General features: G+C 42.8%; 23 protein-coding genes. 13 read left to right on the top strand and 10 right to left on the bottom strand.

The genetic code is table 11. From position 1 onward, the window contains the following. Window positions 1-15: 15 nt before the first annotated feature. Entirely contained in the window at window positions 16-1,071 is a 1,056-nt protein-coding gene (locus BAA9072_RS08215; RefSeq protein WP_201714195.1) for a FecCD family ABC transporter permease, read from the bottom strand. Between the two features lie 4 nt (window positions 1,072-1,075). Next, the gene (locus BAA9072_RS08210) at window positions 1,076-2,062 is read right to left on the bottom strand and encodes a FecCD family ABC transporter permease (RefSeq protein WP_201714194.1); all 987 of its coding nucleotides are present in this window, start codon (window positions 2,060-2,062) and stop codon (window positions 1,076-1,078) included. Between the two features lie 227 nt (window positions 2,063-2,289). On the opposite strand from BAA9072_RS08210, the gene BAA9072_RS08205 reads away from it, so the two are divergent. The 4 genes from BAA9072_RS08205 to BAA9072_RS08190 all read left to right on the top strand — a co-directional run bounded on the left by BAA9072_RS08205 (window position 2,290) and on the right by BAA9072_RS08190 (window position 7,155). Continuing rightward, window positions 2,290-3,249: an ABC transporter substrate-binding protein gene (locus tag BAA9072_RS08205; RefSeq protein ID WP_201714193.1), complete on the top strand. Its 960-nt coding sequence runs from the start codon at window positions 2,290-2,292 to the stop codon at window positions 3,247-3,249. A gap of 191 nt (window positions 3,250-3,440) precedes the next feature. After that, window positions 3,441-4,946 carry a spore germination protein gene (locus BAA9072_RS08200; RefSeq protein ID WP_201714192.1) on the top strand — a complete coding sequence of 502 codons (1,506 nt, stop codon included), beginning with the start codon at window positions 3,441-3,443 and terminating at the stop codon, window positions 4,944-4,946. Window positions 4,947-4,963: 17 nt separating this feature from the next. Further along, entirely contained in the window at window positions 4,964-6,052 is a 1,089-nt protein-coding gene (locus tag BAA9072_RS08195) for a GerAB/ArcD/ProY family transporter (RefSeq protein ID WP_201714191.1), read from the top strand. Then, on the top strand, window positions 6,049-7,155 hold the full coding sequence (locus BAA9072_RS08190; RefSeq protein ID WP_201714190.1) for a Ger(x)C family spore germination protein: 1,107 nt from the start codon (window positions 6,049-6,051) through the stop codon (window positions 7,153-7,155). The genes BAA9072_RS08195 and BAA9072_RS08190 overlap by 4 nt, the downstream gene beginning before the upstream one ends. A gap of 40 nt (window positions 7,156-7,195) precedes the next feature. On the opposite strand, the gene BAA9072_RS08185 is transcribed toward BAA9072_RS08190, so the two are convergent. Further along, window positions 7,196-8,236: an oxidoreductase gene (locus BAA9072_RS08185; RefSeq protein WP_201714189.1), complete on the bottom strand. Its 1,041-nt coding sequence runs from the start codon at window positions 8,234-8,236 to the stop codon at window positions 7,196-7,198. A gap of 121 nt (window positions 8,237-8,357) precedes the next feature. Here BAA9072_RS08185 and BAA9072_RS08180 point away from each other — a divergent pair, with 121 nt between their 5' ends. Continuing rightward, the gene (locus BAA9072_RS08180) at window positions 8,358-8,675 is read left to right on the top strand and encodes a thioredoxin family protein (protein WP_408015221.1); all 318 of its coding nucleotides are present in this window, start codon (window positions 8,358-8,360) and stop codon (window positions 8,673-8,675) included. 53 nt (window positions 8,676-8,728) lie between these two features. Here BAA9072_RS08180 and BAA9072_RS08175 read toward each other — a convergent pair whose 3' ends face one another. Next, the gene (locus tag BAA9072_RS08175) at window positions 8,729-10,129 is read right to left on the bottom strand and encodes an esterase/lipase family protein (protein WP_201714187.1); all 1,401 of its coding nucleotides are present in this window, start codon (window positions 10,127-10,129) and stop codon (window positions 8,729-8,731) included. 170 nt (window positions 10,130-10,299) lie between these two features. Between BAA9072_RS08175 and BAA9072_RS08170 the strand changes: the two genes are divergently transcribed. Next, window positions 10,300-10,440: a hypothetical protein gene (locus tag BAA9072_RS08170; protein WP_201714186.1), complete on the top strand. Its 141-nt coding sequence runs from the start codon at window positions 10,300-10,302 to the stop codon at window positions 10,438-10,440. Between the two features lie 37 nt (window positions 10,441-10,477). After that, window positions 10,478-10,657 carry an H-type small acid-soluble spore protein gene (locus BAA9072_RS08165; protein ID WP_201714185.1) on the top strand — a complete coding sequence of 60 codons (180 nt, stop codon included), beginning with the start codon at window positions 10,478-10,480 and terminating at the stop codon, window positions 10,655-10,657. 50 nt (window positions 10,658-10,707) lie between these two features. On the opposite strand, the gene BAA9072_RS08160 is transcribed toward BAA9072_RS08165, so the two are convergent. The 3 genes from BAA9072_RS08160 to BAA9072_RS08150 form a co-directional block, all read right to left on the bottom strand. After that, window positions 10,708-12,087: an alkaline phosphatase gene (locus tag BAA9072_RS08160; RefSeq protein ID WP_201714184.1), complete on the bottom strand. Its 1,380-nt coding sequence runs from the start codon at window positions 12,085-12,087 to the stop codon at window positions 10,708-10,710. Window positions 12,088-12,224: 137 nt separating this feature from the next. Continuing rightward, window positions 12,225-13,082 carry a dimethylarginine dimethylaminohydrolase family protein gene (locus tag BAA9072_RS08155; RefSeq protein ID WP_201714183.1) on the bottom strand — a complete coding sequence of 286 codons (858 nt, stop codon included), beginning with the start codon at window positions 13,080-13,082 and terminating at the stop codon, window positions 12,225-12,227. A 328-nt stretch (window positions 13,083-13,410) separates the two neighbouring features. Next, the gene (locus BAA9072_RS08150) at window positions 13,411-14,847 is read right to left on the bottom strand and encodes a DEAD/DEAH box helicase (protein ID WP_201714320.1); all 1,437 of its coding nucleotides are present in this window, start codon (window positions 14,845-14,847) and stop codon (window positions 13,411-13,413) included. Between the two features lie 91 nt (window positions 14,848-14,938). Here BAA9072_RS08150 and BAA9072_RS08145 point away from each other — a divergent pair, with 91 nt between their 5' ends. The 3 genes from BAA9072_RS08145 to BAA9072_RS08135 all read left to right on the top strand — a co-directional run bounded on the left by BAA9072_RS08145 (window position 14,939) and on the right by BAA9072_RS08135 (window position 16,742). Then, a complete protein-coding gene (locus BAA9072_RS08145; protein WP_201714182.1) occupies window positions 14,939-15,394 on the top strand; it encodes a hypothetical protein in 456 nt (151 codons plus the stop codon). A gap of 237 nt (window positions 15,395-15,631) precedes the next feature. Further along, on the top strand, window positions 15,632-16,171 hold the full coding sequence (locus BAA9072_RS08140; protein ID WP_201714181.1) for a flavodoxin family protein: 540 nt from the start codon (window positions 15,632-15,634) through the stop codon (window positions 16,169-16,171). A 283-nt stretch (window positions 16,172-16,454) separates the two neighbouring features. After that, the gene (locus tag BAA9072_RS08135; protein WP_201714180.1) at window positions 16,455-16,742 is read left to right on the top strand and encodes a hypothetical protein; all 288 of its coding nucleotides are present in this window, start codon (window positions 16,455-16,457) and stop codon (window positions 16,740-16,742) included. Window positions 16,743-16,981: 239 nt separating this feature from the next. Here BAA9072_RS08135 and BAA9072_RS08130 read toward each other — a convergent pair whose 3' ends face one another. Beyond that, complete coding sequence (locus BAA9072_RS08130; RefSeq protein WP_201714179.1) at window positions 16,982-17,410, bottom strand: MarR family winged helix-turn-helix transcriptional regulator; 429 nt, start codon at window positions 17,408-17,410, stop codon at window positions 16,982-16,984. 172 nt (window positions 17,411-17,582) lie between these two features. Between BAA9072_RS08130 and BAA9072_RS08125 the strand changes: the two genes are divergently transcribed. From BAA9072_RS08125 to BAA9072_RS08115, 3 genes are all read left to right on the top strand, one after another. Continuing rightward, window positions 17,583-18,005 carry an organic hydroperoxide resistance protein gene (locus BAA9072_RS08125; protein ID WP_201714178.1) on the top strand — a complete coding sequence of 141 codons (423 nt, stop codon included), beginning with the start codon at window positions 17,583-17,585 and terminating at the stop codon, window positions 18,003-18,005. A 134-nt stretch (window positions 18,006-18,139) separates the two neighbouring features. Further along, the gene (locus tag BAA9072_RS08120; RefSeq protein WP_201714177.1) at window positions 18,140-18,550 is read left to right on the top strand and encodes a VOC family protein; all 411 of its coding nucleotides are present in this window, start codon (window positions 18,140-18,142) and stop codon (window positions 18,548-18,550) included. A gap of 213 nt (window positions 18,551-18,763) precedes the next feature. Continuing rightward, the gene (locus BAA9072_RS08115; protein WP_201714176.1) at window positions 18,764-19,957 is read left to right on the top strand and encodes an NAD(P)/FAD-dependent oxidoreductase; all 1,194 of its coding nucleotides are present in this window, start codon (window positions 18,764-18,766) and stop codon (window positions 19,955-19,957) included. A 13-nt stretch (window positions 19,958-19,970) separates the two neighbouring features. Here the strand turns inward: BAA9072_RS08115 and BAA9072_RS08110 are convergent, their stop codons facing one another. Continuing rightward, the gene (locus BAA9072_RS08110; RefSeq protein WP_201714175.1) at window positions 19,971-20,609 is read right to left on the bottom strand and encodes a Crp/Fnr family transcriptional regulator; all 639 of its coding nucleotides are present in this window, start codon (window positions 20,607-20,609) and stop codon (window positions 19,971-19,973) included. Next, window positions 20,606-21,625, bottom strand: coding sequence for a peptide-methionine (R)-S-oxide reductase MsrB (gene msrB / locus BAA9072_RS08105; RefSeq protein WP_230980805.1), 1,020 nt, complete (start codon window positions 21,623-21,625; stop codon window positions 20,606-20,608). Before msrB ends, BAA9072_RS08110 begins: the two co-directional genes overlap by 4 nt. Between the last annotated feature and the right edge of the window lie 68 nt (window positions 21,626-21,693).

The following is a 21,693-nucleotide window of genomic DNA, read 5'->3' as shown; positions in this document are numbered from 1 at the left end:
CTATGGCCAACTCCTTTATGAATTTCTTGTTTTAAATAATAAATATATAAAATATGGTGCACCGATCGCAGCTGTAAATACTCCGGCAGGGACTTCCAGGGGCAGGAATAATGTCCTGCCGATCAAATCTGCCACCATGACAAGGATTCCACCGATAAGGGCTGCAGTCGGAAGAAGCGCTCCGAAAGAAGAGCCGACCATTCGCCTTGCCATATGGGGTGCCATCAAGCCAACAAACCCTATTCCTCCTGCAAAGGCAACCGCCCCGCCTACTAAAGCCGTTGACATGAGAAGAAGGAAGAAACGTTGAAGCTGGACATTTCCTCCTACACTTGTGGCGATTTCTTCACCCAGTTCCTGAATATTCAGCTGCCGGGTAATAAAGAAGCTTAACAGAATAAAGACCAGGCTCCAGGGAAGCAATATCCATACATCCTGCCAATCTGAACCGTTCACCGTACCCGTGATCCAGATATTTGCCTGACTGGCCCGGTAAATAGGGCCAAGTATCATAAGTAATGTGGTCAAGGCTTGAGTCAAAGCTGATATACCAATTCCGATTAGAACGAGTCTAACAGGCGATACTCCTTTTCGCCAAGCTAAAAAATACACTAAAAATGCTATAAGCGTCGCTCCAAGGAACGCAGCAACGGGAAGCCATTTAATACTGACCATCAATGAATTGTCATCATTGCTGAATAAAGTCAGAAAGGCAACGACTGCCGCTCCCGCTCCCCCTGTAATCCCGATGATATCAGGCGATGCCAATGGGTTTCGAATCATCCCTTGAAGGATCCCACCTGCAACGGCCAATGCCATTCCGGCAAGGAGTGCGATCATGATACGCGGTAGTCGGAATGAAGTGACTACAAGCTGTTCCAAGCTTGACCCTCCCCCAAAAAAGACACTGACCACCTTCCAAGGTGCGATTTTCATGTCACCGATACCAGTACTCATTATAAGGACAAGCAGCGTTATCACACCGAGGATCGTCACTTTTTTCACCGCAGATAAATCAACAAGCATGGAAACCCGGTCCTGAAGCCAACGCTTTCCTATAAATCGATTCATTTGTTTAAAACCCCTTCCTGGCGACGTACACGAAGAATGGTGCACCGATTATGGCTGTCATGACACCAACCGGTACTTCCTGGGGCATGATGATGTATCGGGCTCCTATGTCAGCGACTAATAATAATATGGCTCCGAGTAAGCCTGAGAAAGGGATCAGCCACCGATGATCCACGCCGATGATTTTCCTTGCCAAATGAGGGATGACAATCCCGATAAACCCGATGGGACCGGCAACTGCGACGGACCCTCCTGCTAACAGAACGACAATCGCCAATGCGAGGAATTTGATCAAGGACGTTTTCAGCCCAAGCCCTTTCGCCACATCTTCCCCCATAGAAAGGATGTTCATCTTGCCAGCTATGACAAGAGCAAGGACCCATCCAACCGCTATATAAGGAAAGACTCCATTTAATAGCTCCAGACTTCTGCCTTGCACAGATCCCGCAAGCCAGAATAATACCTGCTCCAATGCAGCTTCATTAAGGACAAGCAATCCTTGAGTAAAGGAAGAAAACATTGCGGTAATGGCAGCACCGGCCAGCGTAAGCTTCATCGGTGTCAACCCTTTATTCCCCGCTGAGCTGATGACAAATACACCGACGGCGGCTAAACCAGCACCTGTAAACGCCAGCCACGTAAAGGATTGAAGATTGGTTACGCCAAATAACGTCACCGCTACGACTACCATGAAGGCTCCGCCAGCATTGATCCCGAATATACCCGGTGAAGCCAGTGGATTCTTGGTCAATGTTTGCATCAGGACACCGGAAATCGCAAGTGATGCCCCTACCGCAGCAGCGATCAGCGCCCTCGGCAACCGAATCGTTTGGAGAACAATATGCTCAGTCGATCCCGTTGGGTTGGCAAAAGCATCATAAGCTGTTCTCCATGAGGTATCCGTGTATCCGTATACAATACTGATCCCGATACACAAGATAAGAAAAAGGAATGTGCCTATAAATATAAAAAGTTGTTTTTGTATTTTCATTATGTGCTAACCTTTCTATTCCTTAAAGGTTATTCTTAAGGAAAGGAAACAAATTGGACCATTACGTTCTAGTCTTCCCTTCCTATTTTAAAGAAGAATGGAACGAGCGTCAATGACTTTGAAAATCATTATCATTTAGGTATTGACAATGAAAACCTTCTCAACTACTATTATGAGTGTAAATGATAATCATTATCATCGATAAAATCATATCAGGAGGATTACATATGAAATTAAAAAGCATATTTTCTTTACTGCTTATCTCTACTCTTCTTTTTCTTGCTGCCTGCGGGAATAAAGATGAAAAGGATGAATCAGAAGGAAATGATACAAAAGAAGAAACATATACAGTAGAACATGCAATGGGGACGACAGAAATAAAAGGGACTCCTAAGAAAGTGGTCATCCTTACAAACGAAGGCACAGAAGCTCTTCTCTCTATGGGAGTAACCCCTGTTGGCGCCGTACAATCATGGACAGGTGATCCTTGGTATGATCATATCGCTGATAAAATGAAAGATGTAGAAGTAGTCGGAACAGAAAGTGAATTAAACGTTGAAGCGATTGCGAAACTTCAGCCGGACCTGATTATCGGGAACAAGATGCGCCAGGAAGAGCAGTACAATCAGTTGAAAGATATCGCTCCTACCGTAATGGCTGAAACTCTTCGCGGTGACTGGAAAGAAAACTTCGAATTGTATGCGAAAGCGTTGAATAAAGAGGAAAAAGGTCAAGAAGTTCTGGGCGAATACGATCAGCGAATTGAAGACCTTAAAGGCAAGCTTGGAGATAAGCTGAATCAACAAGTTTCCATGGTTCGTTTCATGGCGGGAGATGTTCGTATTTATCATAAAGATTCATTCTCAGGTGTGATACTGGATCAATTAGGATTTGCCCGTCCTGAAGGTCAGGATGTAGACGACTTTGCTGAAAAGGGTGTAACGAAAGAACGCATCCCGGCAATGGATGGAGATGTTTTATTCTACTTCACATATGAAACAGGAGATGGCGAAGCGAATAAGCTTGCAGAAGAGTGGATCAACGACCCTCTATTCCAGAACCTTAAAGTAGCTAAACAGGAGCGGGTGTATGAAGTCGACGATGCCATCTGGAATACAGCAGGCGGCGTCATTGCAGCGAATAAAATGCTGGATGATATTGAGAAATATTTCTTAGAACAAGAATAATCGTCATATGGGAGCGGGACAGCTCCTTAAAAAGCCGGAAAGGGATTCCCTTTCCGGCTTTATTTATCATAGTGAATCCTCTTTTCAAATAGCGTATTACGCTTTTTTCTCCAATCCCCATCCTTTTTCATAATTCTCCTTTTTTCGGAAACACTACAGAATAGACCATACATCGGACATGAGGGATTAGTATGTTTCCATTCTTTAAGAACAAGAAAAACAACGATCAGGACAAGAAAAAGCAATCATATGAAAGTTTGAAAAAGGAAGCGGAGAAATCTGCTGATTATAAACAGGCATATTATCAAAATCCCCATACAGGGGTTAAATTCAGCCTGCACTTCGTCACGACGTTAATTGACGGGAAAATCCTGCAGGAGGATGTCCTCCCTTCATTACTCTCCAAGGATTTTTCTTCCTTCGATGATTTGAAAACATTGGTTCCTGTTTTGGATATTCAAGTTTCTACAGATGAAACACAAATCGAGCAGAAGCTCTATAACGGATATACCTTATTGACAATGGACGCGACCAATCGGAAATTCGCCTTCATCGCTACTAAGAATGAAATGGGGAGGAAAGTTTCTCAACCGGAAGTAGAGTTCAGCGTTGTGGGACCAAAAGAGGCATTTGTAGAATCAATCAGTGATAACCTTAACCTGCTTCGAAAACGCCTGCCGATAAAAGAATTGCTAGTGGAAGAATTCAACATAGGAAAACTCACGCACACCCGGGTGGCTTTACTCTATATTGATGGATTGGCTGATGAGGCCAATGTGAATACAGTCCGCCAGAGATTACGAGATCTGGATTTCGATCAAATCATGGACAGTTCGTTCATTGAACAACTAATCGCCGATAATAGTAAATCCCCTTTCCCACAATTATTGGATTCCGAACGGCCTGATCGGGTCGCTTCCGTCTTGGTGGAAGGGAAAGTCGCGCTCTTAGTGGATGGATCTCCTCATGCATTAATAGGACCAACCACTCTCGTAGAATTTTTTAATGCATATGAGGATTATTTCTTGAATTTCTCAATATCCTCATTTCTGCGTCTCGTTCGTGTATTCGCCGTGGGATTTTCCATCTTAATTACACCTATCTATGTAGCTGCATTAACTTATCATTATGAGCTCATACCGAAAGATTTAATGGCCACGCTTATTACGTCCAGACAAGAGATTCCCCTGCCTCCTATACTCGAGGCATTATTTCTTGAGTTAACGATTGAACTGCTCCGGGAAGCAGGGGCACGCCTGCCGACCAAGGTCGGTCAAACGATCGGTATCGTTGGCGGGATCGTAATCGGAACGGCATCCGTTGAAGCTGGAATCACAAGTAACGTCCTGCTTATATTGGTGGCGCTTGCTGCTCTGGCTTCCTTTACCACACCTGTCTATCGCATGGGTAATACGATCCGTCTACTACGGTTTCCATTTATTTTGTTTGCTCAACTATGGGGATTATTAGGAATCGTATACTGTTTCTGTTTACTTATGGGGCATCTGTTGCAATTGACTTCTTTAGGCAGGCCATTTTTAGAGCCTCTTTTCCCCCCAAGGTTAAAGGACCTGAAAGATGCTCTCATTCGATTCCCATTTAATAAACAAGCAGGCCGTCCGGAATTTTTACGAACAAAGAAGCCGTTCAGATTCCGTCCGTCTGAAGGCAAGAAGAAGCTTGATATCGACGAATAACGGTTGGAGGTGATCAGATGCAAACTATCCCGGAAAGAAGAAAAATATCTCCGTTTCTTGTATTCTTTCTCATTCACTCTATTCAAGTGGGAGCTGGGGTACTTGGTTTTCAGCGGGTCATTTCAATGAATGCCGGATACGATGGGTGGATCTCTGTGATTCTTGCAGGTATTTTCACTCATATTATCATGTTCATGATGTATCAGATTTTAAATAAAGTAGATGGAGACCTTGTATCTGCTCACACCCTGGCATTCGGGAAGTGGATCGGAAAGATCTTCAATCTTTTCTTCGTCATCTATTTCAGTCTGCTTGTGATCACAATTATCCGGACGTATATCGAAGTAATACAGGTTTGGATGTATCCAAGATTAAGCACATTCTTCTTTTCCTTGTTCTTCCTCATACTTGTTTATTATATTGTAAACGGGGGAGTACGGACGATTACCGGTACAGCCTTCTTTGGTATCGTCCTTCCAAGTTATCTCGTATTAACGTTTGCCTTTACCTTTAAATATGCAGACTTACGCAACATCTTACCTGTCTTTGATCATTCGGTGAAGGATCTATTGATTTCTACAAAGAATATGTCCCTGACGTATTTGGGCTATGAATCCATATTAATTCTTTATCCCTTTGTAAAAGACGCAAGGAAATCCCAAAAGTATGCCCACTGGGCTCTTTTCACCACCACCACTCTATACACGGTGTTAGCTATTACTTCATTCGCATTTTTCAGTCAGAAGCAGCTGGAAAAGACTGTATGGGCCACCCTTTCCATGTGGAAGATCGTTGAAATGCCATTCGTGGAGCGATTTGAGTATATCGGGATTGCCAATTGGTGTTTGATCATTCTTCCAAATGTCTGTATTGCCATTTGGTGTGCAAGTCGGATTTTAAAGCGGATGACTCCTTTAAAGCACAGGCATACATTATTGATCATCTGCATCCTTTGCTTATGCACCCTCACATTTTTCACAGATCGTGAACAAGTGAATTTCCTGAATAATATGTCAGGGCAAATTGGATTTTACATTAATTACTTTTATGTACCTGCCCTTCTTTTACTTGTGACTATCATGAAGAAAGTGAGGCATAAACAATGAACCTGCGATACTTGATCATAACTCTTCTCATGTGTTCCTTATTTCTCTCAGGATGTGTCGAGAAGGAAATACTTGACGATCTATATATCGAAACAGGGAAAGCCTACGACTATGTAGGGGAGAATAGAATCAAGGGCACTGCCCTTTTCCCCATCTATGTTGCGGATAAATCGATTCAAAATGGGACCCTTTCTGCGGAAGCATCCTCTACCAGGGAAGTATTAGAGAAACTTGAAAGAAGGTCCCAGCAGCCCCTTGTACGTGGGAGCCTTGATGTCGTGCTTATCGGAGAGAAGTTGGCAAAGAAGGGAGTCATTGATATCGGTGACTCTCTGCAAAGGGATGCCAGTGTCGGTGCCCGGCTCTATTTGACCGTGACGGAAGGGGAAGCCGGGGAGCTGCTGAAAGGAAATTATGGGATAAGAGGAAATGGGACATACCTCTCCAATCTGATAGAGCATAATATCGACCGGCGGGAATTACCCAAAACCAACCTTCATATGTTCATATATGATTATTTTCAGGAAGGCCAGACACCTTATCTTCCGGTATTGAAACAGCTTTCCAATGAAAGTGTTGCAATTACAGGGGTCGCCCTATTTGATAATGATAAGATGATTAAGAAAATCCCTGCCAAAGATATGTTTTTCTTCAAGCTGCTTGTGGACAGGTTTGCCGAAGGAAGTCATGTCATCAAAATGGGGAATGAAAAGAACAGCGGACATGTAGAAAAGTCCGTCGAGGCTTCGGTGACAAGTCTTATTTCCAAGAACAAAATCATCGTCAAGCATCATTCCGACCCAGTGGAAGTGACGATACGAGTGAATTTAAAAGGGATCATCCGAGAGTATACCGGGAAGAAATTGACTCCTGATAAAGTGATTAAAGTGGAAAAACAGATGAAAAGTGATATTGAAGAAAATTGTATGAAAATGCTGAAAGAATTTCAGGAATTAGGGATCGATCCTGTGGGCATTGGACAAATTCAAAAGCATGGTATACGCGGATTTGATTTCAAGGAATGGGAAGACAGTATTTATCCTCGAGTGAAATTTCATGTTGATGCAAAGGTTCAAGTTTTGGAAGCAGGTACGGTGGAATAACTATGGGAAAGGCTCCCCGCAGGGCAGGGAGCCATATTCTTTATTTCAGCGTTATGACCCGTCCACTTTCTGCACTTTCTTTACATGCTTCAATTAATGTTATCACGTGCAAGGCATCACGTGGATCAACCGGGAGAGGCTTATTTTCTCTTAGAGCCCCATACACACCAAGGTAAAATTGAGTGTAATCCCCTTTCTCAGATGGAATGATTTCAGATGTGATATCATCACCAGAGATGGTCGTAAGGGTACCCCAGTTTTCTTCGTCTTCCATTCCCCATTCTTCAGAAAGAGGATTTCTACCTGCCTTTAAATCCTCCTCCTGACGGTCCATTCCATGTTTCACGTAGCTGCCTTTGAGTCCGTGTACCTGATAGCGGGGCCCGGGATCCAGTACGATGGAGCGTGAATACAACTGCACTCTTAATACGTCATATCCAAGAGTGATGTGGAAATAATCCTCCGCTTTTTCGGGATTTCGTTGCGGAAAGACGTCTGCCTGCACCCATTCTGGTGTCCCGAACAGGGTCAGGGCTTGATCCAACAAGTGAGAACCGAGATCAAACAGCACCCCTGCTCCCTCCATCTTGTTTTCCTTCCACCTGTCTTTGATGGCAGGACGGAAGCGGTCAAAATGGGCTGCATATGTATAAATCTGCCCAAGGGTCTCTTCTTTTAGCAATTGCTGGATTGTTAAGAAGTCGGCATCCCAGCGTCGATTATGGAAAACAGAGAGATGCAGTCCCCTTTCTTTCGCTAGAGCCAACAGCTCCTTCCCTTCACTGCTACTCGTTACAAATGGCTTCTCTACAATAACATGCTTATCGGCTAATAATGATTGTTTAATCATACTATAGTGGAGGTGATTGGGTGTTGTGATCACCACTAACTCGATATCTTCCTGAAGCAAGTCATCAAGAGATGACACGACGGTCGTCCCTTCAACGTCTTTCAACACTTTTTCTTTATTGGAAGACAGAACCGCTTCAATGTGAAATTCCTTTAAGTGAGATAGAAAAGGACGATGAAAGCTTTGTCCTGAAAAACCGTATCCTGCTAAACCAACTTTAATGGGCTGCATAATGTCACCTTTTTCTTTGAAAATGTACTCTCATATTATCATGTACAAGATCACACGAAAAATGATTCGTTTTACAACCATGCAGGGTTTTGTATAAAATAAGTGGAAAAGGGAGGTTAGCATCATGCAATCAATCAAAAACAAAGAAACCTTTGACGATCTTATCTCATCAACAGAGCCAGTCATCGTAAAATTCCATGCAGACTGGTGTCCGGACTGCCGGCGTATGGACATGTTCATTGATGAAATCATGGAAGAATTCAACCAATATAAATGGTACGACATCAATAAGGATGAGCTCCCGGAAATCGCTGAAAAATATGACGTCATGGGCATACCAAGCCTGCTGGTCTACAAAAACGGCGAAAAAATCGCTCATCTGCACAGCGCCAACGCCAAATCACCAGAACAAGTGACAGAGTTCCTAAACACATTATAATCCAAAGGTCCGTCCCTCTGAATACAGAGGGACGGACCTTTGAACTTCTTCTATTAATAAATATTACCCTTTCCATCTACATACAGTGTTTGAACCACCGTTCGTTGGAAGTCGTTTCCCTGCACCGTCTTCCCTTCCAGGTCAGTGGTGATGTTGTGAATTCCTTCTTCAAAGTCGGCCAGCGGCAGAGATGACAGATCTTCGGTCGTTATGAGGGTTGAAGGCTTTTTCCCAATCTTCACCGGGATATGGTAGATCGTATTTGTCTTCTTCATGGAAGGGTCACTCCCATCCAAAGTGCTCTCGACATAACCCCCATCACTCATTCCTTTTTTATGAAATAGAACGCTTAACATATAATGTTCTCTTTGACTCGATATGGCCTTCACTTCCCAGCGTCCTGAAATTGGATGTGTAAGAAGGATGGTGTGATGATAGGCACCAGGGAAAAAGCCTGTAGCATCTTCCGTCATGTTCCATTGCTTATATACTTGACCGTCTGGAGCCACAAGCTCATAAACCGTAACGTTCTGGTCACTGATCCAGTCGACCGTGATACTCTCAACCCCTTCCTCAACGGAAAAACTCTCACCTTTAATTCCTTCAAAGTCTCCTCCCCTATGAAGAACCGACATTGCCCCATCCAAAGCCATTTCGTTCACCTTTGCATACGGAACATCCGTCACCACTTCTGTGAAAAGATTCTTCAAATAAGGAAAAACCTCGCTGCCCTTTTTTATCGTTGTATGATTCCAGTCTTCGATCGCTGCTTCTCTGGCATAAGGCAGCCGAGAGCTTTTCACCAGCACAGCCCCGTCACTTTGGCCGAACCGGCTTAAATACAAGCCTCCCCAAAACAATTCAGAGTGGGCACCTCCCCAGCCAGTACCGCCCAAGGTAAAGAAGGGGATCTTTTCCGCCAGATCATCTCCGTCTGTTTCTGCCCGGAAACCTTTCATATACCCCGTCTGCAATGAAAAGACGGCCTGTGTCTTACTTTTCAACGCATCCGTTAGCCACCCTGCCCATTTACTGAAGGCAAGGTCTGCAAGCTCTGATCCATGATGGGGAGTCGAGAGTGTGATGACCCTTTTAACATAGTCAGAAGCACCGTAATGAATCAGCGCAGATTGGGTATCGATCCCCCCTTTACTATGACTTACAACCACAATCTTCTCATTAAAGTATTCGTGCATCTCACGGAGCTTCTCAGCTAATATCTCACCATTTCTCTTCATATCTTCGTCTGGATGCAAGTCGATGAACACCGATTGATAACCGGCTCCACGCATGATTTGCAGCATATCATTCTCCTGGATCCACGTATCTGAAGATGTATTGATTCCATGAACAAATAATATAGGAAAGCCACCAGTATTCGATACCTCTTCATCTATGAACCATCTGCCGGGTAGTCCAATACCTTTCTGATTTACTGCCATTTTTTTATCCATCAACCTTCCCCCCTTTTAAGAAACATTCCTATCTTCATTATCCTTTAGGAGAGAAAAAAATTCATCCTTGTTGTTACATACAGGAAGAAAGACATATTCCTTAAAAGCTGCATAGTATTACCTTCCTAATCAAAAACTAAAAGGGATTTTACTGAAATGGAGGATTTCGAATGACAAAGAAAAACAACAAAGGCAGCGAAAACCAAAATTCACCTAAACGTGGTACGACAGAATTTGCAACGGAAATCACAAGCGGAGACAATAGTAAGGGAAATAAGCATAATAAAGACCAGAATAATAAAACGAACTAACATAAGTCCTGCCAGTAGGCTCTAGGAGGAAATATTCATGGATCAAAATCGAGTCAAACAAATACTATCTTCTTCTGCCGACATCGAAGTCAAATATCGAGATGCGTCCGTCTGGATCGACTCTGTCAATGAAGACGGGAAAGCGGCCGTTGTGCACCTTCGTGGACCACTGGAAGAACGGTCCGAAGTCAGTATTTCTGATTTAGAAGAAGTATAACGAAAGAAAAGACCCTGCCGAGTTCAAGGCAGGGTCTAAATTATAAAACATTATTTTTGATCTTTGATCTTCCCTTTATTCTTCAATAATTCAAAAATCATTTTTGCTTGATCCGTGTTATCGATCAGCCCGGCAAATTTCTCTTTCTGAGGACCGAAAGCGTAAACTGGAACTTCGTCACCTGTATGACCACCAGTTGTCCAGCCAGTACCTGAACGTTTGTCAAAAATCTTCTCGATGGCATTATCGATCTCTGTTATATCTCCTTTTTCGGCTGCGGTTTTGACAGAAGCGATTTCTTTATTTGATAAGTCAAGATCGATATTGTTCCCTAACGTTTCTTCAACTGAAGCACCTTTCACGATTTGCTCTGCCATAAAATCAGGAGTGTGCTTTGCCGCTTGGATTGGTGTTGGATCCCACTTGTACTCACCATCAGAACCAATTGAGATACCGCCGGTTGAATGGTCTGCCGTCACAATCACAAGGGTTTCTCCATTTGTTTTCGCAAACTCTCTTACTTTCTCAAAAGCTTGTTCAAAATCTTTCATTTCACTCATGGCACCGACAACATCATTATCATGTCCAGCCCAATCAATTTGGCTTCCCTCCACCATCAGGAAGAAACCATCTTTATCACGCTTCAAACGATCAAGTGCTGCTGTCGTCATATCCGCGAGGCTTGGTTGTTTCTCATCGCGATCAATCATCTTGTCCATTCCGACTTCAGAGAATAAGCCCAGAACTCGTTCATTGTCATCTTTTTTTAGTTCTTCAGCAGATTTTACATAACTGTATCCATCTTTTTGGAACTGTTGAGCAAGATTTCTGTCTTCACGCTCAAAGAAATCGGTTCCACCTCCAAGCATGACGTCAATTTTATGTTTCCCATTAATCATTTCATCATAATAGTCATCTGCAATTGCATCTTCACTTTTACGTTGTTCTTCATGTGCTCCGTAAGAAGCAGGGGTAGCATGTGTAATTTCAGATGTTGCCACTATTCCTGTAGACATACCGTTTTCTTTCGCCTGCTCCAATACCGTTTTCACATCTGATTTATCGTTGTCTACTGCAATTGCATTATTATATGTTTTCACTCCACCGCTCATCGCGGTTGCTGCAGCAGCTGAATCTGTTACGTTCTCTTTTTCATCTTCTGGATATGTAGTCTGTAATCCGACAAGGTAAGGATCAAACGCGGTTTTTTCCATTTCTACCGTATCCGGATTGTCATTCATATAACGAAGACCCGTTGTATATGGGACGCCCATTCCATCCCCAATCATAAAAATGACGTTCTTGGCTTTTCCATTTTTTGATTCTTTGGCTTTCGCTTCTGTGTTGTCCTGATTCATTCCTATCACACTTCCAAGAGCTAATGTGGAAACGACTGCAAACGGAAGAATCTTCTTCATTGATTTTTTCATTTTCCCTACCTCCTATTATTCTTGATACATGTAGAAGACTAAAGGGATAATATGAAGAAACATTTTCAAAACGAAGACAAGAGTGTAAAACTTATGTAAAATTGAAAAAAACAGGTATAAAGTCACCTGTTTTTTCCTTACTCCCTAATTAGGGGAAGTGTACAGCAACGGAATGAACCGCCTGATTTAATAATTTCCGATAAATCCAGTTCAATCACCTCAAAACCCTTCGCTTTCATCCGCTTATTTAAGGATGTGTGTTGGATGAGACTGATGATCTTTTCATCTCCAATCGCCAATACATTGGGTCCCATTTGAAACTGTTCCTTATCCGTCACTGTTATGATATTGTAATGACTCTTAATGGTCTTAAGATCCTCTTTTGAAAATGCCGGAGGATACACAATCGCCCACTCACTTGAAATGATGGTGAATACGCAATCCAAGTGAAGGATGTCTTCTCTCAATGGTAATTCATGAACGGTATACGGTGTGAGCTGATTTCGTAACGATTGAATCGCCAGCTGATTCGTTCGTCCACTCACCCCAATCCAAATATCATCCCCATCGACCAGGACATCCCCACCTTCAATTGAATGAAGAAACTCGCTATATGGTACACCATTCTCATCCAGCCATTTTTTCAGTGTCTCCACCTCACCACGCCTGACATCAGTATTCATCGATGAAACAAAAAACTGATCATGAATCGTGAAACCAATGTCTCTCGTGAACACTTGTTCATTGAATTCAAGAGATGGTTGAAGGTGAATGACCTCTGCACCATTTTTCTCTAACGTGTCTACAAATTTTTCATGTTGCAAAACAGCTTTATCGATATTGATATTGTCGTCTAAAAAGTGCTTTTGAGTCTCATTTATGATTTCATTAATTTGCATATTTTCAGGTGAAACGACAACAACCTTCTTTAACTTTCCATACTCATTGGAACAATAAGTTTTAGAATTTGGAACCATCGGGGAATTTAAACTCATCTTTACGCCCTCCAATTGTCTACTCTATAAAAACTGCTTTTCCCTGTTATTATGAAGATAAAACGTCCTTTTTATAAGTTATGCTATAGAGGTCCTAACAGAGACGATGAGCCGCCTGAATCGATGAAATAATGGCGTTTAACCACTCAACTCTTCCGGATCATTGGTTTGAGGTACATCCAATACTCCTAAAAAACAATAAAAATTCAAACGATTTCGAGTGATCGTTCGGATTTCTCTTTGACTAATACACTTTTGTCTTTAGTCTCTTTTTCATTTCTCCAAAAGGAAAGAAGCATGATGACCTAATTGTCACCATGCTTCCTGGTTAGCGCCCTCTTCTGTTGGAAGTAGACCTGTTCCCACTATTGCGGCGATTGCCTTGGTTACTTCTTCCGGCAGTCTTTGATTGTCTTCCCCGGGGGGTGCGGGATGATTCATCGCTTCGCCGGGATGGAGAGTCCTCGTTCCGAGCCTTACCGGAGCGGGAAGAACCGCTGGTGTCACCAGTTCGTGACCGGCTTCCTCTAGGGGACCTTGCTTTTCTCTCTTTATTAGCCTGAATATTCTTTTCGCGTCGATCCTTCGCACTTTCATTGGATCCTTTGGAGCTATTAGGAATTTCTTTAGCAGAAACCACCTTTACCATTCGACGGGGTAACGAACGGTCGATGCCTTTTTCAATCGTTTCCAGGTCTTGCTTATCCTTCAGTGCAACAAAGGTGATGGCAAGCCCGTCTTGCCCTGCACGGCCCGTACGCCCAATTCTATGAATGTAGCTTTCCACATCTTGAGGGATATCATAGTTAAACACATGGGTGACGCCTTCAACGTCGAGACCCCGGGCTGCCACATCCGTAGCGATAAGAAGTTGGAGCTTCGCATCCCTGAATTTCTTCATCACGTTTTCACGTTTTGCCTGAGACAAGTCACCGTGGAGCTCATCTACTAAAAAGCCTCTCGCTTTTAGGTCTCCAAGCAGCTTGCTGACCCTTCTCTTCGTCCGGCAGAAAATGATCCCCAGGAACGGTTGGACATCGTGGATCGTCTGACTGAGGGCATCCAGTTTCAGACGATCCGTCGTTTCCACGATTTCCTGATGGATTTCCTGTACAATTTTTTCTTTTTCACGGATTTGCACATTATGAGGATTATTCATATAGCGCTTCCCGATCTTGCGGATATCCTTAGACATCGTTGCTGAAAACAGGGCGGTCTGACGGGTGAAAGGTGTCTCACGGATGATCGATTCCACTTCATCAAAAAATCCGATATGCAGCATCTGATCCGCTTCATCTAATACGAGAAATGATACATTCGAAAAGTCGACCGTTTCACGTCGCACATGATCGAGGATACGACCCGGTGTTCCGATCACGATATGAATGGCTTTATTCTTCAAACGTTTAATCTGTTTCTCCACATCCTGACCACCGTACACGGCTAATACATGTATGTCATCTTCCGTAGAAGAAAGTATTTGATTTAATTCAGCGGTCACTTGAATCGCAAGCTCCCTCGTCGGAGTCACGATAAGAGACTGGATCTCATCTTTTCCAGGATCTATCTTGGCAAGCATGGGCAGAAGAAACGCCATCGTTTTCCCCGTCCCGGTTTGGGCTTGTCCAATCACGTCTTCACCATTTAATAATACAGGGATGGTTTCACTCTGAATCGGCGTTGGCTCTATGATGGATTGTTCTTTTAATGCATGGACGTACTTAGGTTGAATTCCTAAGGAAGTAAAATCATTCAATGGGGTCACCTCTTTGATACTCATTATACCTTTAATCCTCTTTAGAAAATAGGGCACTGTGTTATAATGGGAAAATCGTAAAATGAAATGAGGGATCACATTGCTGACTTTTGAAGATAAATTAGCCATCATAGAGGAGTTTCCTGAGCTTTCACGAAAGGATGTTTCGTTGAACAGGGTGAACTTCCACTTTGAGGACAGTCTCTATGAGAAGACTACTGTCGTGTATCACCTGCATCCGAACGGGAACGGCTTTGTTTACACCGGCAGCCTTCCTGAATATGAACCAAATCAAAAAGGACTCGTAAATATCCGTGATTTTTCAGGTACTGACCTGCGCCAGATCATTCGTGTATCCATCAATCATTTGGCAACGGAAGTAGAAATCGTGCCACCGGTCGAACAGTTATGGAAAGATGCTGAAGGGCATACACTCACGTTAATGGAAGAGGATGACCGTTGGAATATTTATGCCGGCGATAACTTGGAGGACAGTTTTGGCGGATATGATGAAGCAGCGTTGTATCTGCGTGAGGAAGGGTTCCGCAGACGGTAATAAGAGTAGTGATCCCCCAAAAAAGGACTAAACCGCTGGCGATTACCCCTTCCTTAGGGATTCATAAGTTCAAGTCATCATTGGTAACTTTGCTCCTTCAATCAATGATATACTCATAGTCGTTCCAACACTTATGAGAGGATCTGCTTCCCATCATAGCAGTGAAGTGGTTCGGTCCTTTACACTCTTCATACGGAATCCTTTTAAAAAAATGAATTCATAAAGGAGTGTTGATAAATGAAAGTATTAGCCCTTTTAGGAAGTACACGAAAAAACGGCAACTCAGAATACCTTGCGAAAAAAATCGTCGAAGGGACCGACCATACCATCGCCTCCCTTGCCGATATGCATATTGAACCGATTGAAGACTTACGCCACTCTGAAGGCGGCTTTCTGCCCGTTGAGGATGACTACGAACAACTTGTCCGATTGATGGAAGAGCATGACGTATTATTATTTGCTACACCCCTATACTGGTATGGTATGAGCGGCCCGATGAAGAACTTCTTCGATCGCTGGAGTCAATATTTACGCGATGAACGCTTTAATCTAAAAGAAGAGCTTACAAAGAAAAAAGCGTATGTTGTGATTACCGGAGGAAGCTCAGCTAAAATTAAAGGACTTCCTCTGATACAACAGTTCGATTACATTTTCCAATTCGTCAATATGGAATTCGCAGATTATATAATCGGTGCTGGCGTCAAGCCTGGTGAGATCGTCAACGACATTGCTGCACTCGAAAAGGCAGAACGCTGGAACGAACGATTTAAATCATGAAGCCGTGTTTTAACTAAAACGTCATTCTAAAAGGCAAGCCTCCTCCTGTCATCAAGATGTCCAACTCAAGCCTTAGGGGCTAGAGGTCAAAGACCTTTTTCTTTTTTACTTTCCCGCAGGAGTCTTCGTCTTGCATACCAATCAAAAATAATAAAAATCCGAACGATTTCGAATGATCGTTCGGATTTTCTTTTGACTAAACCTCTACTGTCTCGGCCTCTATTTTGTTAAATCTCACTCAATAAGGAAATAGTATGAACAGAACCTTTATTGGAGGCATTATATGGATTTCCCTACTATTCACACGAACTTTTGGGATGCTGTCATCGCTATTCCGATCATCATCCTGCTAACACAGCTTATTAAAATCCTCTTTAAACCTCGGGCTTATTTAGTGCCTAATATCGCCGTCATACTTGGATTATTCATATCTATTTTCATCAGTCACAGGGGTCAGATTGCCACGGGCATTTTCATGGGTTTTTTTTATGGATATGCGGCGATTGGAAATTTCGCCTCCTTGAAGACTTCGGTGCTGACTTTTCGAGGGGAGAAGCAGAATTCTCCATGAGGGAAGATACCTTTCATTGAACCAGTTGACGGAGGCTCAGCTTATTGCAGGATCCTGTTAGAAAAAGGGTGACGCTTGGCATTTTGTGAGGGGGATTAACTTCCTTACTGAAATAATCCGGTCAATATTCCCGAGAATTAAGCCGTTCTGGGAGAAAACCGACCAAAACGGCAAAACATCAGACGATATCTAAATTATCACCATATCTAATTCGAAATGGCAAAATAAATTGACTGTTATTATTGCTGCAGTCTATCAAGGATTGTTGTAAGGGTCTGATCCAACTTCGCTAACTCGTCACCGTCCATTTCCAGCCGCTCCAATAAACGGGTCGGGACACACTCTGCTTTTTCTTTCATATCTCTCCCCTTACCTGTAAGGCTGATGATAACACTTCTCTCATCCTCTGCTGATCGTGTGCGTTCCACTAGACCGTTCACTTCCATCCTTTTCAGCATGGGAGTCAGCGTACCGGAATCCAGGAATAACTTCCTCCCCAGTTCCTTTACTGAAACCGTTTCTATTTCCCATAACACCAAAAGGGCCAGGTATTGAGGATACGTGACACCAATTTCCTCCAGGAGGCTCCGGTAAACCTTTGTTATCTCCCGCTCAGCTGTGTAGATTTTAAAACAGATTTGGTTCTCTAATAATAATGGATCCATCATACATGTCTATTCCCTTCTTGAACATACTAATTGAGATTATCATACAAAAAAAATTATCAGTTATCAAATTAAATTGCGCAAAATTAAATAGTTGACAATAAAAATCAGAGGAGTTATATTTAGTTTTGTAATATTGAATTGCGCACAATTAAAATGAAGAGGAGTGACAGAAATGGAAGCATTATATACAGCAAAAGCAACGGCAACAGGTGGACGTGCAGGAAAGGTAACAAGCAGTGACGGAGTATTGGATGTGGGTCTCGCCATGCCGAAGTCACTTGGTGGAAATGGGGCTGAAGGATCAACAAACCCTGAACAACTATTTGCAGCAGGATATGCCGCTTGTTTCGACAGTGCTCTTAATTTAGTCGCCCGCCAGGAAAAGAAAAAAATCGAATCCAATGTAACGGCTGAAGTCTCAATTGGAAAGGATACAGACGGTGGATTCAAATTAGGCGTTGTCCTTTCAGTCGCCGTGAATGGTGTAGAACTGGATGAAGCCAAACAACTAGTGGAAAAAGCTCATGGCGTTTGCCCATATTCAAAAGCGACAAATGGAAATATCTCTGTAGAATTGCATACTGAATTATTTTAACGGATCGGGATAGGCACATATATGCCTATCCTTTTATTTGATGTAAAAAACGAACATTTGTTCTTGTTTTTATTCCAGCATTCGGTCTATAATAAAAGAGTACAAAAATTCATGAATATTGGAGTGGGGAAAAGATGAAACATCAGGCTACACCTTATTTTAGTTTTGATGGCCAAGCGAGAAATGCATTAGAGTACTACAAAGAGGTATTCGAAGGGGAAGTGCTGGGAGTACAGACATTTGGCGAAGCAGATTTTCCGAGTCCACCTGAAATTGCAGACCACATCATGCATGCTCAATTTAAAAAAAGAGAGCTCTTCTTTATGATGTCGGACAGCTTTCCGGGTCAAGCACCGACTGCGGGAAATCAAGTTTCACTTGTACTTGAACTGGAGAGTGAAGAGGACATCAATATGTATTATGAACGCTTGTCTGAAAAAGGAACGGTTATAATGGAGCTTCAGGACACATTTTGGGGAGCTATCTACGCGAAGGTGAAAGATCCTTACGGGATCAATTGGGATTTAAATTTCACAAAACCATAACCTCTTTACGGCTACTGTATTTGTCCTTAGTTCAGTAGCCCTCTTTCACCTCTTGTGAGCTACTTTCTTATTACATTTAACCTAATACGGATACGGTTTCTCATCTCCTTATTTCCAAAAACAGAACTATCCCCTTTGAAAATTTATGTTTTATTCCTCCCCCTCTAAGGGAATGGAATATGAACAAAAACATTTCTCATTGGGGGCACCAGAATGGAATTACATAACGGGCAATTGTTTTGGCCCACGACATTAAGTAATAAAAAAGAGGATTTCAGAAAAAAATATGATGTAGCCATTATCGGTGGTGGTATGTCCGGAGCTTTATGTGCCTATTCACTCGTCCAGGCAGGATTGAAAGTAGCCATCATTGAGAAACGGACTGTAGCTGCAGGCAGTTCATCCGCCAATACAGGACTGCTTCAGTTTTCTAATGACGTCATGCTTCATAACATGATGCAGCAGATTGGAAAAGAGAAAGCTGTGCGTTTTTATACATTATGTTTAAAGGCAATAGAGAATCTGGAACAAATCGCGAAGAATCTGCCGTGCTCTCCAGAATTCATTCGCAGAAAAAGCATTTATTATGCGAGCACATCACGCCATGTCCCCAAATTAAAACTAGAGTATAAAACTTTGCAAGAGCATGGTTTCCCTGTGGAATATTGGTCTCGAAAAGAGATGAAGACACGTTTGCCTTTTTCCAAGCCCGGTGCCTTAATCACCCATGGAGATGCAGAGGTGAATCCATACAAATTCGTGAATGGGATATTTGACTATTTAAAGGATGGAGGGCAAACAACGATCTTTGAGAATCTCGAAGCAACAAACATACAAGAACATTCTAAAGGTGTAAACATCCATACACCAGAAGGGATCATCCAAACAACGCACTTGATTCATGCAACAGGCTATGAAACACCTCCCTTGAGTAAGAAAATCCGGTCGGATATTAATCGTTCTTATGCCATCGCCACTGAGCCAATCGAAGACCTATCACAATGGGATGATAGAGCTCTCATTTGGGAGACAAATAGACCTTATTTATATATGCGCACCACGGTTGATAATCGCATCATAGCCGGTGGATTGGACGAAGATCCTCCTGAAGCACCTCAAAGTAAGAAAAAAATTGAGAAACGCGGAAAACGGATTGAAGAAAAAGTTCAGAAACTGTTTCCCGACTTGAAGATTAAGATGGACTACGCATGGGGAGCAAGCTTTGGGGAGTCTCTTGACAACCTTCCTTATATCGGAAAACACCCAGAGAAGGAAAAAGTTTATTATCTGCTTGGTTACGGAGGAAATGGTACAGTATATAGCATGCTCGGATCCCATATCTTGCGTGACCTCATCCTCAAGCGTCCCAACCCGGATGCAGATATTGTCAAATTAGATAGAGAATGAAAGGGACAAACCTTCAGAGAAGGTCCGTCCCTTTCACCAAATGATAATGCTTATTGATTTTTTGGATACGGCCTTCTGTGATCAGTTCTTTTGTGAGGCTGGTGACGGTCTCCCTGGTCGAGCCTATGAAGCTTGCGATGTCCTGGTGAGTAAGGTGTACATTGATTTTGATGAGTTTTCCCTGCCCCTCTCCAAAACGTTTCATAAGATAGGACATGAGACAAAGAATTCTTTCTTTGACAGGGGCATACATGATACGTTCGAGGAACAGATTCCTCTGTTTCATTTGCTGGTTGAGGGATGAAAATAATTCAGTCACGACCGGGTGATGAACGGCCTTCAAGCTATCCACTTGTTTATGAGAGAGTACGTGGACCACTGTCGTTTCAATTGTTTCTGCATACACGCCTTTATCATCTAAACTAAAAAGTGGAATATTACTGAAAAAATCCCCCTCTCTGAGAACGGTAAGGGTGGTTTTACGTCCATCCTCACTGTTCTTATAGAGTTTTATTTTTCCCGATTGAATCATATATAAATTCTTACTCAATGAAAAAGGCTGGAAGACAACTTCTCTTTTGGGGTAGTTCACGATTCTCCCTGAAAGCTCTTCCAAAACAGAAGCCGGCCGCCATAAAGATGCTGATTTCATGACGCACCCTCCTCATTCATTTTAAACTGTGACACAAATTCACCATAACCCTCATCCTCCAGTTCATCCTTCGGCACAAAACGAAGGGCAGAAGAATTCAGGCAATATCTTAATCCTGTTGGCTTAGGGCCATCATTAAACACATGACCCAAATGGGAGTCTGCGTGTTTACTTCTGACCTCTTTCCGTACCATGAATAGTGTCCTGTCCTCTACTTCCACAATATTATCTTCCACGAGGGGCTTCGTGAAACTTGGCCAGCCTGTTCCACTTTTGTATTTATCCGTCGAACTGAACAGTGGTTCTCCTGAGACTACATCCACATAGATACCTTCTTCCTTGTTATCCCAATATTCATTCTTGAACGCTTCCTCAGTGGCACCTTCCCGGGTGACATTGTATTGAATATCCGACAGCTTTTCTTTTAATTCCTCATCCGAAAATGAAGGATAAAGAGAATTGGTGTTGAGTTTAATATGGCGTTCATCTCCCCACGCCTCATTCAGAAAATCGTCCCTGCCTGAATTACTTCGATAGAACTTGTAGCTTAATTTATTTTTCTTATAGTAATCCTGGTGATACTCTTCAGCTTTGTAAAAAGTTTTGGACGGTTGGATCTCTGTCACAAGACTTTCATCAAAGCGCCCTGAGTCTGCCAATTCCTGCTTTGATTCCTGAGCGGTCTTCCTTTGTTCCTCATTGTGATAGAAAATTCCGCTCACATACTGAGGTCCTCGATCGACAAATTGTCCACCCGCATCAGTCGGATCAATTTGTCTCCAGAAAATCATTAATAGTTGTTCATACGTAATCACAGCAGGATCATATTCAATTTGAACAGCTTCCATGTGTCCCGTCTGTTTGGAGGATACTTCGTCATAGGTCGGATTTTTTTCTTCCCCGCCTGTGTATCCTGAAATAACCGAGTATACGCCATCCAGTTTTTCAAAGGGGGGTTCCATGCACCAGAAGCATCCCCCCGCAAAGGTAGCAAGTGCATGATCATCATCAATCATATCCGTTTTCACTGGTTCACTCCCCAAAGATTTCTGGGTCACGCTTGCATACAGTTTCGGTCCGAAAA

Source organism: Rossellomorea arthrocnemi, assembly GCF_904424705.1.
GTDB classification, from domain to species: domain Bacteria; phylum Bacillota; class Bacilli; order Bacillales; family Bacillaceae_B; genus Rossellomorea; species Rossellomorea arthrocnemi.
The sequence above is the reverse complement of the archived record's forward strand: the minus strand, read 5'-3'. Positions and strand labels throughout refer to the sequence as shown.